14 protein-coding genes and 1 riboswitch are annotated in these 15898 nt (G+C 47.6%); of the genes, 7 read left to right on the top strand and 7 right to left on the bottom strand.

The genetic code is table 11. The features are described from left to right. Positions 1–38: 38 nt before the first annotated feature. From pdaA to RQP50_RS22455, 3 genes are all read right to left on the bottom strand, one after another. Positions 39–821: a delta-lactam-biosynthetic de-N-acetylase gene (pdaA, locus tag RQP50_RS22465; RefSeq protein ID WP_315746816.1), complete on the bottom strand. Its 783-nt coding sequence runs from the start codon at positions 819–821 to the stop codon at positions 39–41. 119 nt (positions 822–940) lie between these two features. Further along, positions 941–1252 (bottom strand): hypothetical protein, encoded by a 312-nt coding sequence (locus RQP50_RS22460; protein ID WP_072729927.1) that lies wholly within the window; start codon positions 1250–1252, stop codon positions 941–943. Positions 1253–1408: 156 nt separating this feature from the next. Then, the gene (locus tag RQP50_RS22455) at positions 1409–2590 is read right to left on the bottom strand and encodes a GNAT family N-acetyltransferase (protein WP_315746815.1); all 1182 of its coding nucleotides are present in this window, start codon (positions 2588–2590) and stop codon (positions 1409–1411) included. Positions 2591–2828: 238 nt separating this feature from the next. Next, a riboswitch (FMN riboswitch) is annotated at positions 2829–3009 on the top strand. Positions 3010–3112: 103 nt separating this feature from the next. Here RQP50_RS22455 and RQP50_RS22450 point away from each other — a divergent pair. Continuing rightward, a complete protein-coding gene (locus tag RQP50_RS22450) occupies positions 3113–4033 on the top strand; it encodes a DMT family transporter (protein WP_315746814.1) in 921 nt (306 codons plus the stop codon). A 122-nt stretch (positions 4034–4155) separates the two neighbouring features. Here the strand turns inward: RQP50_RS22450 and ytaF are convergent, their stop codons facing one another. Both ytaF and RQP50_RS29385 read right to left on the bottom strand, forming a co-directional pair. Beyond that, positions 4156–4797 (bottom strand): sporulation membrane protein YtaF, encoded by a 642-nt coding sequence (ytaF, locus tag RQP50_RS22445; protein WP_315746813.1) that lies wholly within the window; start codon positions 4795–4797, stop codon positions 4156–4158. A gap of 77 nt (positions 4798–4874) precedes the next feature. Further along, complete coding sequence (locus tag RQP50_RS29385) at positions 4875–5087, bottom strand: DUF3973 domain-containing protein (protein WP_021253678.1); 213 nt, start codon at positions 5085–5087, stop codon at positions 4875–4877. Positions 5088–5462: 375 nt separating this feature from the next. Between RQP50_RS29385 and RQP50_RS22440 the strand changes: the two genes are divergently transcribed. Continuing rightward, a complete protein-coding gene (locus RQP50_RS22440) occupies positions 5463–6104 on the top strand; it encodes a DUF1232 domain-containing protein (RefSeq protein WP_051249901.1) in 642 nt (213 codons plus the stop codon). A 107-nt stretch (positions 6105–6211) separates the two neighbouring features. Here the strand turns inward: RQP50_RS22440 and RQP50_RS22435 are convergent, their stop codons facing one another. Next, positions 6212–8422, bottom strand: coding sequence for a GH92 family glycosyl hydrolase (locus RQP50_RS22435; RefSeq protein ID WP_315746812.1), 2211 nt, complete (start codon positions 8420–8422; stop codon positions 6212–6214). A 210-nt stretch (positions 8423–8632) separates the two neighbouring features. Between RQP50_RS22435 and RQP50_RS22430 the strand changes: the two genes are divergently transcribed. Continuing rightward, the gene (locus RQP50_RS22430) at positions 8633–9511 is read left to right on the top strand and encodes an AraC family transcriptional regulator (RefSeq protein WP_072729932.1); all 879 of its coding nucleotides are present in this window, start codon (positions 8633–8635) and stop codon (positions 9509–9511) included. A gap of 160 nt (positions 9512–9671) precedes the next feature. Here RQP50_RS22430 and RQP50_RS22425 read toward each other — a convergent pair whose 3' ends face one another. Next, complete coding sequence (locus tag RQP50_RS22425; protein ID WP_315746811.1) at positions 9672–10316, bottom strand: metal-dependent hydrolase; 645 nt, start codon at positions 10314–10316, stop codon at positions 9672–9674. A 218-nt stretch (positions 10317–10534) separates the two neighbouring features. On the opposite strand from RQP50_RS22425, the gene aspA reads away from it, so the two are divergent. From aspA to RQP50_RS22405, 4 genes are all read left to right on the top strand, one after another. Beyond that, positions 10535–11953 carry an aspartate ammonia-lyase gene (gene aspA, locus RQP50_RS22420; protein ID WP_139295368.1) on the top strand — a complete coding sequence of 473 codons (1419 nt, stop codon included), beginning with the start codon at positions 10535–10537 and terminating at the stop codon, positions 11951–11953. Positions 11954–12077: 124 nt separating this feature from the next. Continuing rightward, complete coding sequence (locus RQP50_RS22415) at positions 12078–12329, top strand: cold-inducible protein YdjO-related protein (protein ID WP_227774756.1); 252 nt, start codon at positions 12078–12080, stop codon at positions 12327–12329. Positions 12330–12511: 182 nt separating this feature from the next. After that, complete coding sequence (locus tag RQP50_RS22410) at positions 12512–15700, top strand: bifunctional cytochrome P450/NADPH--P450 reductase (RefSeq protein ID WP_315746810.1); 3189 nt, start codon at positions 12512–12514, stop codon at positions 15698–15700. Beyond that, positions 15640–15897, top strand: coding sequence for a hypothetical protein (locus RQP50_RS22405; protein ID WP_315746809.1), 258 nt, complete (start codon positions 15640–15642; stop codon positions 15895–15897). Before RQP50_RS22410 ends, RQP50_RS22405 begins: the two co-directional genes overlap by 61 nt. The last annotated feature ends 1 nt before the right edge of the window (position 15898 follow it).

Raw genomic sequence — 15898 nt, 5'->3', positions numbered from 1 at the left:
GCGCTCATCAGCTTGCGTTGAACAAGTAATGATTGTTTCTATTTGGATTGCTGTACGTTGAGTTGATCGAGGCTTGCAAATTCATATCCTTGTTGACGTGCACCATCAATAATGGCGCCAAGGGCCCCGGCATTATCCTTCGATATGGAGTGGAGCAGAATGACCGCTCCAGGATGAAGCTGCTTTACAACCTTATCATATGCATAGCTCGTTCCCCGTTGGGCATTGACATCCCAATCCAAGTAAGCCACGGACCAGAATACATTCGTGTACCCCATCTTCTTCGTGATGGCTAGAGTCCGGTCATTAAAGATACCACGTGGTGGTCGCAGATAAGGCATATCCTGCTTGCCCGTGACAGCTGATACTGCCTGTTTGACCTTATCCAGTTCGGTTCGAATCTGCTCATCCGATATGGTAGTCATATCCGGATGACTCCACGAGTGGTTCCCGATCAGATGTCCTTCATTAATCATTCGCTTCAGTAAATCTGGCTGTGTATTCACATAATGTCCGGTAACGAAAAAGATGGCTGGAACCTTCTTCGCCTTCAACGTATCCAGAATTTGAGCCGTGTATCCATTTTCGTATCCGTTATCGAAGGTTAAGTAAATCATTTTTTTGTTTGTATCTCCGAGAAAAATAGCTCCGTGCTTCTCAATCGTCGGTTTGAAGCCTTCCTCGTCAATCGAAGGAAGCTTGCCGTTTACACTCTTTTTGAATCCAAAGTGAAATGCTGGACCCTGTTCGGCGTATGCGGCTGGCTGAATGCTTGCGGCAAGCAAGCAGAGGAGAGCAGTGGCAATCAGAATGCGTTTCATATGCAAATATACTCCTTGATGTAGGTTAGAATCGATCAATCATGGCTTACTATTCCATATTTGCAGTAAACTTATACGCACTGATACCCATGCATTCCTAATGAGAATACAAGTAATCCTTATTTGTTGTTAGACTGCTTCATCTTCTCCAACTCTTCCGACACGACGAAGGCAAGATCTTCGTTGTTGTACATAGACAGCACGGCGAACAAAGTGTCGTCAGGAATTGGTCCGGCCTCCTCCTTCGGAACCGTAAGATCAATTGCCTGCTGCAATCGATAGTTGTCGCCCTGCTTCGGGTATGCGCGATGATAGAGCTCGGCTGGATCAAGATTATGGTTCACACACCATTGTGCAAAGATAAGAATCATCATTTGCTCATCACGCTCATAATTGTCGATAATTTGTTGTTCTACTGCACTACGCGTCATTGCAAAAACTCCCTTACATAGATTCATACAGCTTATTATAACGAAGATGAATTGTGATTCTCAATCCTATTACTTAATTGAGAGGGAAAGACGTTGCAATGATCGGCCTGTAATGCCAATTGGAGATGAATGCTCATACTTACTTACTCGCTTAGCTTAGAAAGCGTCGGATATATATGGATGAAGTCGCGGAACGAACTGCTCTAGAGTTTCAATACTGTTGATGGAACCTGCAATAAATCCGTTATCGAATAATTCGCATGGTCGCTGATAGCCAAGCAGCATGGTTGTGAGTGCTCTAATGTTCATGGACAGGGTGTTGGTCGTGTTGACAGTGGTACGAACCTGCTTCCTATCTTGAGAGTGAATAGCAGCTTGCCCGTTCTCAAATTGAATGACTACATTATTCCACGGAGCCTGGTCGTCACTTATGTACAGAGAGAGGGGAGGGTGTGCAGGTACAGGTGCAAACGTATATTGCTGTAGAAATAATGTAATATCTACAATTCGTGCCATGACAAAAGGTTGTATGGTACGAACAATTCGTGGAAGGTTCAAGGCGAAAAACAGGCGCTCATTCTCACAAAGACGCATATTTACTTGCTCTACCATAGAATCATGCTGACAAATATAATTCCATAGCCCCTGTCTAGAATCCCTTGTAACGCACATGAATTCATGTACATGCATAGCATTATTTTTTATCTCATACAACATATACCCTTGAGGCTGCGAATGCTCACTATAGTACACCGCCGCGGTGCGATTATGATAGTGAGCAAGCCACCATTCGTGATCGCGAACGACCATACCTGAATGCTGCAATGACCATGCGTCATATACCGCTTCAATATCAGTAGAATGCGTATCCTTGGTATAGCGGCGAACAACGCCTGTCAGTTCAGGATTCAATGGAATTAGATCATGCCGGCTGAATTGGCAAGTCATGCGGTCGCTGAATACTTCCCAGCCTGCTTTGCGATAGAAGGGGATGGAGAAAGGATAGAGCATGGATATAGAAGTTCCAGCGGCCTGCATCACGCGCAGTGAGTGGTGCAGCAATTGCTTGGCATATCCTTTGCGTCGAAATTCAGGATATGTGGCAACCCCACCGATTCCACCCATCTTCAGCTTATTCTGGCCGATATAGATGTGAAAAGGAAGGATATGAAGCTTCGCAGCGAGCTTGCCTTCATCGTACACACCAAAAATCTCATGTTTCCCCAATTTATGCAGATATTCTTCATAGTCTTCAGGTTCAACGCTGTACTGGAAAGAATACTCGGATAGCGATATGGCTTCAGAAAACTGTTCCTTGTTCAAACGAGCAATTGACATTGACAATCCCCCTCAATAAATGTGTGTGCCGCTGTATATGATCTATTGTAGATGAAATAGACAGGGATGCAACGATTGAATGAAGAAGGTTCGATTGAAAAGTAGGGATGGTAATATATGCAAATGGTGAAAACTTTCATGAAAATGCGAAATGTCATATTGCTCAATCTGAAAATCTAGATATAATGAAGTCAGGGCATGTCAAGGAAGCAACAGCATGCTACTATGTGGATTGAATATGGATCTTCAGGGCAGGGTGAAATTCCTGACCGGCGGTATGGGTGCAGCTGCGCCCGAGCCCGCGACTCGTTGTTCGCTTACTCGGTTACTTGTAACATGTAAGCATCGAACGGAAGAACAGCGACTGATTTGGTGAGAAGCCAAGGCCGACGGTATAGTCCGGATGGAAGAAGATCTCGCACACGTTGTTTGGTACAACTGCATACAACAACAGGTCTAATGCGAATTTTTCTCTTCTGCATGTCTAGATCCTATATTCAACAACCTTGGAGGTTATTGAATATGGAACATCGTATCCAGGCCGACACACGCATGAGCAGCTCCGCAAGAGGAGTATGGTTCGTTGCGATGGGAGCGGCACTGTGGGGAATTGGCCCACTGTTCCGGGTATGGGTCATGGAGTCCATGACTTCGACCCAAATTGTATTGATCGAGCATCTGATGCTCGCCTTGTACGCGATCCCGGTGTTATGGATGCACCGGAAAGAGCTGCGAAACTGCACATGGAAGCATGTACTGGCATTGCTGTTCCTGTCATGGGGCGGCTCAGTAATAGCGACCATTATGTTTACCGAAGCATTTGCACATGGTGATGCGAATGGCGTACTGCTGCTGCAGAAGCTGCAACCAGTCTTTGCAATTATTTTAGCGCGGCTGTTGTTGAAGGAGACGCTCCCGCGTCGCTTCTCGCTACTGCTTATTCTTGCTATTATCGGTACGTATTTATTGACTTTTGGATGGTCTTTGCCAATTGGGCATTACAATGAAGTCATTGGCTTCAGCAGTCTATTGGCACTTGGAGCAGCATTCCTATGGGGCGGTTCCACAGTTATGGGACGGTTGCTTCTCGACAAAATGGAATATGAGACGGTCACATCGCTGCGATTTTTGATGGCACTCCCTCTGCTCATCGTGCTGACATCATGGGAGTCACCAAGCTGGAATTTCGCCGCATCAGAATGGGGGACACTGTCGTTCTACATCTTCTTGCAGGCTCTTCTTCCAGGATTGGTTAGTCTCTTGCTGTATTATCGCGGTCTATCGACTACCAAGGCCTCATATGCGACTCTGGCTGAGTTGTCATTCCCATTGGTAGGGATGATGATGAATTGGTTCGTGTTCCATCAGGCGGTCACTGCAGCGCAAATTTCAGGATTCGTTCTCATCTGGATTGCGTTGTATATGGTATCAAGACAAAATTAATCGGCGGTGGCAGTGCTATGATTCTTAATGAAGTTGCTGTCAATCGTCTTCCATAAATGATAAGAGACCCTGTCTGCTATGCCTTGAACGCATAGCAGACAGGGTCTCTTATGTTAGTTAGGTTAGAAGAAGGAATTGATAGCGACAAGAATGATGATAGCTCCGCTTAGCACCGTGCTGAATTGTCCTACTGTATAGCGTCCTATGCGAATGTTGGCCATCTTCTGCCCAAGCACGGCACCCAGCCACAATGTGACAAAACTGCCGATCGCTGCGGTTAGGGATATGGCGAGCGGTGATAATCCGATAAGTCCAGCACTTAGGCCATTTGTAAGCGCATTGGCAGACAGTGCAACGCCAAGCACAGCTGCTTCCCATAAGTTAATCGTTCCCGATTTATCCTTATCCGCTTCCTCTGGTCTCTGCAGCATTCGCTCTAGTGAAGAGCTTGAATTAGCTTCACTGCTTGCTTCTACTGCAGCGGTCTCCGTCGAGTTGCCATGGTGAGAGGTCAGTAGAACAATGCGGATTCCGACAATAAGCAGGATGAATGCGGCAAGCAAGGTAGGCAGTATACCAGGAAGAACCTGCGATATCCATTGACCGAACATGAGACCGGCCATACTGAAAATGAAGCAGATGAGCGAAATGAATAGATTCGAAAGGACTCCAATTCGTATTTTCCGTATTCCGTACGATATTCCCACCCCTAAATTATCTATACTCGAAGCGACTGCTAATCCTATAATCATAATCCATTGCATGATGAATCTCTCCCTTGGTTAATTCCCTTGATTCGAAGTTATAAATGGTTGTTAATTGAATGTCATTTGCCGTCCTGTCAATCGTGAAGCATCTGCAGCACAGTTTCCCTCGGAGGCACGAACACTAGCTGATGCTCACTTCCTGCTGAATAGGGCAGGGGGGGGTTCGAATGACAATCTCCAAGCTGGAATTTGCGTTTGCTCATCTCATCTACATAGAACACATTCCGAAATACTACCGATGTGCCATCCTCTTGATGGACTTTGGAACATTGCAGGCAGTAATACATAGCTGTTCAACTCCTTATTGTGGGTATAATCCGGTGCCGCTTGCAGCACTGTTGAGGTATCATATGTCACGATGTTGAGAGTTGTGAACCAGAATCGCCGAAATGTTGAAAAAAAATCAACAGCAAGCTGATTGGCCTGTGATAAGAATCAACCGCATGCTGATGGGAGATGTGTTGAGGTGGTTGCAATGAATGCTTATCTGTCTACATCTGTGGCCTTCCTCGTTCAAACTTGGTCATACGTTGATGTCAAATTTATGGGGTAGGCTAGGCGAACTTGTGCATATACATGTCATAAACAGAGCGAGAATGGGCAGTAGAATGTGACTGCGACAAGGGGTGATAACCATCGAACAGAACAACCCACTCGGTGATATGTTGAAAAAATCGATGAAGGAGCATTCGCTCTCCATGCGCAAATTGGGGGAGCGGACTGGAATGGATACCGCTACAATTTCTCGAATTATTAACGGCAAGCAGCCCGCTAAGATACACCATCTAACTTCATTTTCCAAGCATTTATCAATTCCCGTTGAACAGCTCATGGAGGCGGTTGGCGTCGAGTTCGGCAAATTGAGCACGGTACCAGTGGTACCGATTGGAGATGAATTACAGGAGGATAGCCTTCAATTCATACTCAAGTCCATACAGCTGCTTGATTATCCATTCACGAAGGAGCATGTACGTCTAGAACTGGATAAATACGAGCAATACGCGCAAACCAATGAAGGAGATCGAATGATTCGCGACAATTTCCATGCCAAGGTGAAGGAAGTAAGCGGTTGGGGACCATTTATCGATCAATTGAATGATACGTACACCCAATATTGCAGCGAACAAGGAACAGTAGAAGAACGTGCCGTATTAGGGAGCGCACTGCTGTATTTCATTTTATCGGCAGACATTATTCCAGATTATCTGTTCCCAATTGGATATATTGATGATGTGATGGCAGTGCAGTTGGCGATGGAGAGACTGACGGCCCTTCAGGCTGCAGAGCGTATTGTAGAGAAATAGGGGTGTTCCAGGTCGGATGTTGACCGGAGCACCCCTAGTCTTGTTTCATTCTTGTTCGTTAATATCTACGCAACGAGCTTAATCACGTTCGAGACGATATGACATCCTTATGCTCTTGACATTGCATATGGCAGGGTTGTCTCTTCATATTGCTGCTGCTGCGGTTCTGCTGCCATCGTGAAGGACAACGAGGCCCCATTCTTCAACTGCTCGTGATCAATATACAGGTTGGATACGTGCTCGCCATTTACTTGTACACCTGCAACATATTTCGTCTCCGAAGAGTTGTTCGGCGCCTCAATGACAATCTGTTTGCCGTTGTCCAGGTTGACCGTCATCTTCTTGAACATTGGTGTTCCCAGTACGTATTGTGGTACCCCTGGTGTAAGAGGGAAGATGCCCATTGCACCGAATACATACCAAGCTGTCAAGCTGCCGTTATCCTCATCGCCAGGCAAGCCGTCAGGCTGAGCACTGAACAGTTCGTCCATCGTCTTGCGCACCCAATATTGAGTCAAGGATGGGTAGCCTAACGCAGTATACACATATGGAATATGGAAGCTTGGCTGATTGCTGATCGCGAACTGACCGAAGTCAATCGCAGCCATTTCCGACATTTCATGAATTTCGAAGCCATAGGACCCTACCTTGAATTCTGGATCTGCTGCGAACAAGGCATCCAGTCGCTCCTTCAACTTCTCGCGTCCGCCAATCAGGTCTGCCAATCCAAGAAGGTCATGCTGCACAGCCCAGCTGCTCTGCCATGCTCCACCTTCCGTATAAGGGCCACCCCATTCTGTAGCGTCGAACGGCTCCAGCCAGCTTCCGTCTTCGAGTTTACCGCGCATGAAACCGATTGTTGGATCATACAGGTGCTTATAGTTGCGGGCACGTTCCATCAATTGCGCATACTCCGCATCACGTCCCAGATGCTTCGCAATTTGTGCAATACAGAAGTCACCGTACACATAATCCAGTGTATTACAGACACTCTCATGGGTATGGATGTCAGCAGGCAAGAAGCCATGCTTCAAGTACTCCTGCATTCCTTTGCGTCCTACACGATGATCATCCGCTACAGTCATCGCATGCTTCAACAAACCTTCGAAGGCAGTGGCAACATCAAAACCAGTAACGCCTTTGGCTACGGAATCTGCGAAGCTGACGTCGATCAACGTACCAGGCATCATGCTGCGCTCACCTGGGGAAGCCCATTTTGGCATCCATCCGCCTTCCTTATAAGCATTCACCCAGCCCTGCATCATTTCATTCATGAAGGACGGATAGAGCAGGTTGTACAGCGGGAACGACGTACGGTACGTATCCCAGAATCCAATATCTGCGAAGAGCGGACCATCTTCAATCTTTCCATTGTACGGGCTGAAGTGGATTTGCTTATCATTCGCATCAAATTCATGGATTTGATGTGGGAACAGGGAAGTCCGATACAGACAAGTATAGAACGTATCCAGCTTGTCCTTGTCATCACTTTCGACCTGAATGACGCCTAGCTGCTTCTCCCATACATCTGCAGCCAGCTTCTGTACTTCATCGAAGCTGCGCTCGCCGATTTCGCGATTCAGGTTGATGAAGGCCTGCTCTTCACTGATGAAAGAAGTACTTACCTGAACGTGAACAACACGGTTGGCTGGCACGTTCAGTCCTACATAAGCACCGAGGCGCTCATCTGTACCAGACAAGCCAGCAACCGGCTTGGATTCATGGTTCGTCAATCCGCTTGCATCTGCATCGATTGGGCAGTCGAACTTCACAACGAAGTACATGCGATAATTGTCAGGGGTTCCTCCAGCCTTAGCCGTCGTGTAGCCTGTCAATGTACCGTTCTTCGGATCAATCTTCATCGAAGATTCACCAGGGAATGGAGACAGGATAAGACGAGACTGCTCAGGACGGTCAAAGGTCAGACGCATGCTTGCGCAGCGCGTCGTTGGCGTCAATTCCAATGTAGCCTGATAGCGCAGCATCCGAACCTTGAAATAGTCAGGACGCACGATCATGTCCTGTCTGCGGAAAGAGGAAGAACGCTCAGGTGCCCAAGCTTTCAATGGTCCGGATTGCGGCATAAATGTCATATGTCCGTAATCTCCAATCCAAGGGCTCGGCTGGTGGGTAAGACGAATGCCTTCAAATCGATTGTGATTCGGGTTGAAGAACCAGCCGCCACCAGCTTCAGTCGTCTGTGGACTCCATGCATTCATAGCAAATGGCATGGAAATAAGCGGCAATGTGTTCCCGTTGGAATAAGGATATATCGAATCCGTACCTTGAAGTGGGTTTACGTGAGATAGCAAGCTCATCGGTGTTCGCTCCTTTGTAGAAGGTTGCGCAGGAGGAGCAATGAATACTCCCATCATACACAACTCATGAAATGTTATATCAAATATGACTTACACAATGTATTATATGACATAATTATATTTATCTCCTATCATTAATTTAAAAAAACTCTCAACTTTTATGATACAATAATCTTAACAAATAATCGAAAGATAAGAGGAGGAGAGCGGATGTATCCATACTATTTACAGGGAGATGAGGAGATCTACGGAGACTTTCCGTTCACACTGAAGATCCATCATCTTGAAGCACCGGTCCCCGCTCATGTGCATCATTTTATTGAGTTTACATACGTCATAGAGGGTTCAGGCAAGGAGTTGATCAATGGGGTAGAGAAGGAGCTCACTCCAGGAACCTTCACCCTTGTATTCCCGCATCAGGTTCATGAGTTGGATATACGGGAAGGAGAGGAACTGAAGCTGTATGTTGGGGCAATCGGACTTAAGGCCTTCTTTGGGGCTGGAGAATCTCTGCTTGCGCTTCACAGCTTGCTCAAAGGCGCAGAGGGCGACAGCAATACGACATACCATCTGGATCCAAGCACCGCTGAGCGCATTCATCTGCTGCTTCAAGACATGTTTGAGGAAATGCAGGAGCATAAGCCTTGGAGCCGGATGATCTATCTTGCGAAACTTACCGAGCTATTCGTGTGGTTCGACCGATATCGTATCTCCCACCTTCATGAGGGTGCCCATACTGGCGAGGATCATTTGCGAAGGGGAATGTGGGAGGTTGTCTACTATGTATACCAAAATTTCAAAGAAGAGATTACGCTTGAGTCCTTAGCGCAAAAGTATAATTACAGCTCGTCCTATATTAGCACGGCCTTCAAGCAAATGGTCGGAGAGAACTACTACTCCTTCTTAGAGCGGATACGAGTGGCACATGCATGCAACTTGTTAATCAGTACGGATATGAAGATAACGGAAATAGGATTTGAGGCAGGGTTTCGTTCATATCCGACCTTCAATCGGGTATTCCAGAATCGAATGGAGACGAGTCCAACGAAGTACCGACAACAAAATCATATCGCATTACTAAAATCATGAGAAAAGGAGCCTCTATCGCGATAAGTACTATTGTACAACCGCTTAGAGGCTCCTCGCCTAGTTAATGATGAAGGCTATGGATGTCTATTAACATAGTTGCATGGGACATCACATCATTGTCATGATACGGAACGGGTTGACCGTCAGAGAGACAGCGCCATTACAGACGCAGCTTAATCGACCGCTTATATAGTGGATACAACCACTTCACACCACGAGGGGTTAAGGTATCTGCAATGAGATGGGAACCGTAGCCAAGTAAGGATACGATCGCAATTCCTTCGAGCTCCAAGTGTTGTTCTAATCCCCAGCCAATAGCTCCCCATAAAAGAGCAGCCCAGATGGTGTGGGATAATCCCCGATGATTCAGCCATGGCACCCAGGCAACGAATACGCCCAGGCCGATGAGCCAGCTCCAGCCAAGCAGGATGCCGCCTATGAGCATGCTCCCACCGACACAGCTGACGATGATGTTGCGAATTAACCCTTCCTTCGCTACAAATCCGAGCAGAAGCACGACAATTGTAAGAACGATGGCCTCTTGGCTTAACGAACCATTCGCTCCATATTGATAGATGGCACCTGCAGCACAGCATACGCCAAGCCACATCAATAGAGTATGTACCCGTTTGGCAGCCTTGCCAATTCGTCTGCTTAGTATGCTTGGGCCATCAAGATCCGCGCTCAGCGCAGATAACGCAGCAACTGCGAGGTAGATGGACGCATTCTGGATGGAGAACGGGTAATGCGCCGCAGCTGCGGCTCCGATAGCCACACCGATACTAAGGTGTGTTGAACCTTTCATAATATCTCCTTTCTAAACAAGCACATGGTACTCATTTATGCAAACATATGTTTGCCAATCTATTATATAGCTAATAACAAAAAAATTAAATATAATGATTTTCCAAATGAGAAATTGAACATTTAGTGAAACAGTATTACAATCAAAGCGAGCGTTGCTTTTTCTGTCTTATACATGAACCTACTACTCATGAGAGAAGGAAAGGGAATCCAATGATTATGAACCCGACTCGTATCGAAAAAGACTTTTTAGGGGAAAAAGAAGTACCAGCCGAAGCCTACTATGGCATTCAAACACTTCGTGCCGTAGAGAACTTTCCAATATCGGGCACGCGGATGAACAAGGAATTGATTCGTGGCTTGGCTATCGTCAAGAAGGCTGCCGCCCTTGCCAACATGGAGGTGAAGCAGCTTCAGACAGACACTTGCAATGCGATCGTACAAGCCGCTGATGAGATTATTGGCGGTCAATGGCATGATCAATTCATCGTTGACCCGATTCAAGGCGGGGCAGGCACATCGATGAATATGAATGCGAACGAAGTTATTGCGAACCGAGCGCTTGAATTGCTTGGCAAAGCGAAGGGCGACTACGCAAGCCTAAGCCCGAACAATCACGTCAATCGTTCGCAATCGACGAACGATGCATTTCCAACTGCAATTCATATTTCTGTCTTAACGCTCGTAGATAAGCTGCTCATTGTTATGAAGGAGCTTCACAGCGCATTCTGCAGCAAGGCGAAGCAATTCGATCATGTCATTAAGATGGGGCGCACACATCTTCAGGATGCGGTACCGATTCGCTTGGGACAGTCTTTCGAAGCATATAGTCGTGTTCTCGCGAGAGATATGCACCGTATTGAGCAATCGAAGCAGCATTTATATGAAGTGAATATGGGTGCAACGGCTGTAGGAACAGGCTTGAATGCAGATCCTCGATACATTCAGCGTGTTGTTGAGCTGCTTGCTGAGATTAGTCAATTGCCGCTCGTGCATGCGGAGCATCTTGTTGATGCAACGCAGAATACGGATGCGTATACAGAGGTATCTGCTGCGCTCAAGGTATGCATGATGAATATGTCGAAGATGGCCAATGACCTGCGTTTGCTTGCTTCAGGTCCACGTGCTGGCTTTGGTGAAATTCGATTGCCGGCACGCCAGCCAGGTTCATCCATCATGCCGGGCAAGGTGAATCCGGTTATGTGCGAAATTGTCAATCAAGTAGCTTTCCAAGTTATCGGAAACGATCATACGATCTGTCTTGCTTCAGAAGCGGGTCAGCTTGAATTGAACGTCATGGAGCCAGTACTTGTATTCAACCTGCTGCAATCGCTGAGCATGATGCAAAATGTGTTCACCGTATTCCGGACGCACTGTCTTGAAGGAATTGAAGCAAACGAAGACCACTGCCGCGAGTTAGTGGAGAACAGTGTCGGCATTATCACTGCGCTGAGCCCGCATCTGGGGTATGAAGTATCGGCACGTATTGCGCGGGAAGCTACAGAGAATGGCAAGTCAGTTCGGGAGCTATGTCTGTTATATAACGTATTGACAGAGGAAGAGCTGGATACGATTCTGGATGCGTACGAAATGACGAAGCCAGGAATTGCTGGTGCAGCCTTGTTCGATCGGGAATAATTGTATATTGAAGAATGTTAGAGACATCTCACGTGAGATGTCTCTTTTCTATAGTCGGATCGGCATACATTTTGCTTTGACAGGTGACGCTAAGTAATGATATATTTTATCGGCCTAATGGTAAATGAATGCTGATTGGAAAGGGATGTACTGGAAAGTGACAACGAGTCAAGACGACAAACCGAAATTGATAATCACAAAAATTCTGAAATGCAGAAATCCGGAATGCAAAGCATGGGTAAGAGACGAATTTGCCTCTGGTGAGCAATCTTGCCCACTCTGCAAAGGACCGATGATTCGAAGCATGAAGCATTTGCCTGCTGTTCAGAATAAAATAAAGCGTCAGCCTAAGAAAAAGAAAGAAGAGCTGTGGTAAGCAAGCGAAGCTGCACTTATAGCCTCTAGGTAAAAGAGCCTCTGTGAAGATAATTTCGGGGAACCGTTATTGTTTTGCAGCGGCTCTTTTGCGATGTGGGATGAAGTGATGAGGTATTGCAAATAATAGACTGAAAGGATATACGCTTTGATATGTCTATTAGTAAGGAGTAGATAACCGCAATGTCAGAATCAAATTCACCCCATATTCCTCAGCCGAAGACATTTGGTCTGCTGGGGAATTTGCCGCAGCTGAACTTGGAAGCTCCAGTTCAATCCATGGTACAGTTGGCTGAGGAGTATGGTCCTATATTTCGCATTGATTTACCAGGGAGAAGCGAAATTTTTATCTCTGGTCATGAGTTGGTAAAGGATGCGTGCGACGAATCGCGCTTCGATAAAAACGTATGGGCGCCCTTGCGCAGTGTGCGGGCATTTACCGGCGACGGACTGTTCACAAGCGAAACAGAAGAGCCGAACTGGCAGAAGGCGCACAATATATTGCTGCCGAGCTTTAGCCAGTCGGCTATGCGCGGTTACCATGAGATGATGGTTGATATTGCGGTGCAGCTTATCCAAAAATGGTCGAGGCTGAATCCGGATGAGAGTATCGATGTGCCTGAAGACATGACCCGTCTGACACTCGATACGATTGGTCTCTGTGGATTCAATTATCGATTCAACAGCTTCTATCGCGATCAGCCCCATCCGTTTATTACAAGCATGGTTCGTGCGTTAAGCGAAGCAATGCATCAGCTTCAGCGCCTCAATATTCAAGATAAGCTCATGGTAGTCACGAAGCGGCAGTATCGGCATGACATCCAGTTTATGTACTCGCTCGTAGACAAAATCATTGCGGAGCGGAAGCAGCAGCCGGATGAAGCTGGTCAGGATTTGTTGAGCCATATGCTGAACGGAAAGGATCCAGCAACCGGGGAGTCATTGGTTGACGAGAATATCCGATACCAGATTATTACGTTTCTAATCGCGGGTCACGAGACGACAAGCGGCCTGCTGTCGTTCGCAATCTATTACTTACTGAAGCATCCCGAATGCTTGCAGAAGGCTTACAAGGAAGTGGATCGTGTGTTGACGGATCCTGTTCCGACGTATGCACAAGTGAGACAATTGCCATACATACGGATGATACTTAATGAATCACTTCGCTTATGGCCGACCGCCCCGGCTTTCTCACTATTTGCGAAGGAGGATACACTGCTGGCTGGCAAATACCCGCTTGCAAAGGGCGAGAGTGTGAATGTGCTTGTACCGAGGCTTCATCGAGACCGTGCTGTATGGGGTGAGGATGCAGAGCAATTCCGACCCGAACGCTTTGAAGACCCGAGCCAAATTCCTCACCACGCCTACAAGCCGTTTGGCAATGGCCAACGCGCGTGTATCGGGCAGCAGTTCGCGCTGCAAGAGGCTGCGCTCGTTTTGGGCATGGTGCTCAAGCATTTTGAGATCATCGATCATACCAACTACCAGTTGAAGGTGAAGGAAGCACTCACGCTGAAGCCTGACGATTTTCGGATTCGCATTCGGCTGCGGAAGCAGCTGGGGGCAGGGACTTTGTCTGCAAAAGGAGGGCTGGGTGGCGAATCAGAATCGCATGAAAGTGCTCAACAACAAGCTCCATTGGCCGAAGCGCACGACACTCCGCTGCTCGTCCTATACGGCTCCAATCTCGGAACGGCCGAGGGCATTGCCCGCGAGCTGGCGGATGAGGGACGCTACCAGGGATTCCGCAGTGAGGTCGCTCCACTAAACGACTATGTAGGCAAGCTCCCGAAGACGGGGGCCCTCCTCATTGTAACCTCTTCCTACAACGGCAGGCCGCCAAGCAATGCACAGGCTTTCGTGGAGTGGCTCGAGCAGATTGACGATGGCGAGCTGGAAGGTGTCCGTTATTCCGTATTTGGATGTGGGGATCATAATTGGGCCAGCACCTATCAAGATGTACCGCGATTCGTTGACGAGCAGATGCAGAAAAAGGGTGCTGAACGGCTGATGATTCGGGGCGAAGGGGATGCGAGCGGCGACTTTGAGCTGAATGTCGAGAGCTGGCGTTCCAAACTGTGGCCAGATATGATGAATGCGCTAGGTTTACAGCTGAGCAAGCAATCCGAAGCCGTTCGCAGCACGCTTACCGTGGAATTCGTAAAGGATTATGCAGGCAGCAGGCTTGCCAATTCGTATGAAGCGGTTCATGCCGAGGTTGTAAGCAATCGCGAGTTGCAGCAGGCAGGAAGCGGGCGCAGTACCCGTCATATCGAGATCGCACTCCCTGATGGAGTCACCTATGAGGAAGGCGATCATTTGGGAGTGCTGCCGCGTAATCATACTTCTCAGGTGAATCGCGTGCTGCAAAGATTCGCGCTGAACGGCAGCGATCATTTGATTGTTAATGCAAGCGGACGCAGTGCGGCTCACCTGCCTACTGGCCAACCGGTCAGCCTGTCCGATTTATTTAGTCATAGTGTAGAATTGCAGGAAGCTGCGACCCGGGCTCAACTTCGTGAATTGGCGTCTTATACAGCTTGCCCGCCTCATAGACGTGAGTTGGAATCGCTTCTAGACGAGGATAAGTATGTAGCTGAAGTGCTGCGCAAACGGGTTTCCATGCTTGATTTGCTTGAGAAATACGAAGCTTGCGAGATGCCGTTCGAGCGTTTTTTAGAACTGCTGCCTCCGCTTAAGGCTCGATACTATTCCATTTCCAGTTCACCTCGCATTCAGGAGAAGCAGGCGAGCATCACGGTCGGGGTCGTCCTCGGCCCGGCTTGGAGCGGCATGGGAGAATATCGTGGAGTTGCTTCCAATTATTTGGCTTCGCGTGAAGCGGGCGACTCGATTCTGATGTTCGTACGGACACCTGAATCCAAATTCCAGCCCCCTGCCGATCCTGCAACGCCGATCATCATGGTTGGACCTGGAACCGGGGTCGCACCTTTCCGCGGCTTTTTGCAGGCTAGACAGGCGATGCAGCAAGAAGGGAAATCGCTTGGACAAGCGATCCTCTATTACGGCTGCCGGAATGAAGCAGATTACTTATATCGTGAGGAACTGGAGAGATTCGTGCAGGATGGAATTGTGACCGTGCATACCGCCTTCTCGCGTAAAGAAGGTGAGGCTAAAACGTATGTCCAGCACATTATAGCTCAGCATGCGGAAAAAATCGTAGAGTTACTGGATAAGGGAGCCCACTTATATATCTGCGGAGATGGAAGCAAAATGGCGCCTGATGTGGAAGCTGCTGTGCGGCAAGCTTTTCAGGACGTGCATCGTGTTCATGAGGAGGAGGCGAAGCATTGGCTGGAACGTTTGCAAGCGGAAGGGAAATTCGCAAAGGATGTGTGGTCTGGTTTGTAGCATCAGAACATAAGGCTGCACCATCTATGGTCGTCTGGATATACACCATTTCATCGGATGGTTGGGAATTTGCGCAGAGGAAAGAAACAACTAGCAATGACAGAGAAAACGACGATGTTGTCGTTGCATGTCATTGCTTTTTTAATGCAGAAAATGCTTCAAAATGTCTTTCTCAACTGATTAATTATTTGTGGTAAT

The organism is Paenibacillus suaedae, from assembly GCF_032337355.1.
GTDB lineage: Bacteria > Bacillota > Bacilli > Paenibacillales > Paenibacillaceae > Paenibacillus_B > Paenibacillus_B suaedae.
The sequence above is the reverse complement of the archived record's forward strand: the minus strand, read 5'-3'. Positions and strand labels throughout refer to the sequence as shown.

What these genes read in the sequence shown, in the direction of transcription:
- ytaF (WP_315746813.1), bottom strand. Translation starts at nt 4,797, where the DNA reads ATGCAATGGATTATGATTATAGGATTAGCAGTCGCTTCGAGTATAGAT.
- RQP50_RS22455 (WP_315746815.1), bottom strand. Translation starts at nt 2,590, where the DNA reads ATGTCAATTGCTCGTTTGAACAAGGAACAGTTTTCTGAAGCCATATCG.
- RQP50_RS22425 (WP_315746811.1), bottom strand. Translation starts at nt 10,316, where the DNA reads ATGAAAGGTTCAACACACCTTAGTATCGGTGTGGCTATCGGAGCCGCA.
- pdaA (WP_315746816.1), bottom strand. Translation starts at nt 821, where the DNA reads ATGAAACGCATTCTGATTGCCACTGCTCTCCTCTGCTTGCTTGCCGCA.
- RQP50_RS22430 (WP_072729932.1), top strand. Translation starts at nt 8,633, where the DNA reads ATGTATCCATACTATTTACAGGGAGATGAGGAGATCTACGGAGACTTT.
- aspA (WP_139295368.1), top strand. Translation starts at nt 10,535, where the DNA reads ATGAACCCGACTCGTATCGAAAAAGACTTTTTAGGGGAAAAAGAAGTA.
- RQP50_RS22435 (WP_315746812.1), bottom strand. Translation starts at nt 8,422, where the DNA reads ATGAGCTTGCTATCTCACGTAAACCCACTTCAAGGTACGGATTCGATA.
- RQP50_RS22450 (WP_315746814.1), top strand. Translation starts at nt 3,113, where the DNA reads ATGGAACATCGTATCCAGGCCGACACACGCATGAGCAGCTCCGCAAGA.
- RQP50_RS22440 (WP_051249901.1), top strand. Translation starts at nt 5,463, where the DNA reads ATGTTGAAAAAATCGATGAAGGAGCATTCGCTCTCCATGCGCAAATTG.
- RQP50_RS22460 (WP_072729927.1), bottom strand. Translation starts at nt 1,252, where the DNA reads ATGACGCGTAGTGCAGTAGAACAACAAATTATCGACAATTATGAGCGT.
- RQP50_RS22410 (WP_315746810.1), top strand. Translation starts at nt 12,512, where the DNA reads ATGTCAGAATCAAATTCACCCCATATTCCTCAGCCGAAGACATTTGGT.
- RQP50_RS22415 (WP_227774756.1), top strand. Translation starts at nt 12,078, where the DNA reads ATGAATGCTGATTGGAAAGGGATGTACTGGAAAGTGACAACGAGTCAA.
- RQP50_RS29385 (WP_021253678.1), bottom strand. Translation starts at nt 5,087, where the DNA reads ATGTATTACTGCCTGCAATGTTCCAAAGTCCATCAAGAGGATGGCACA.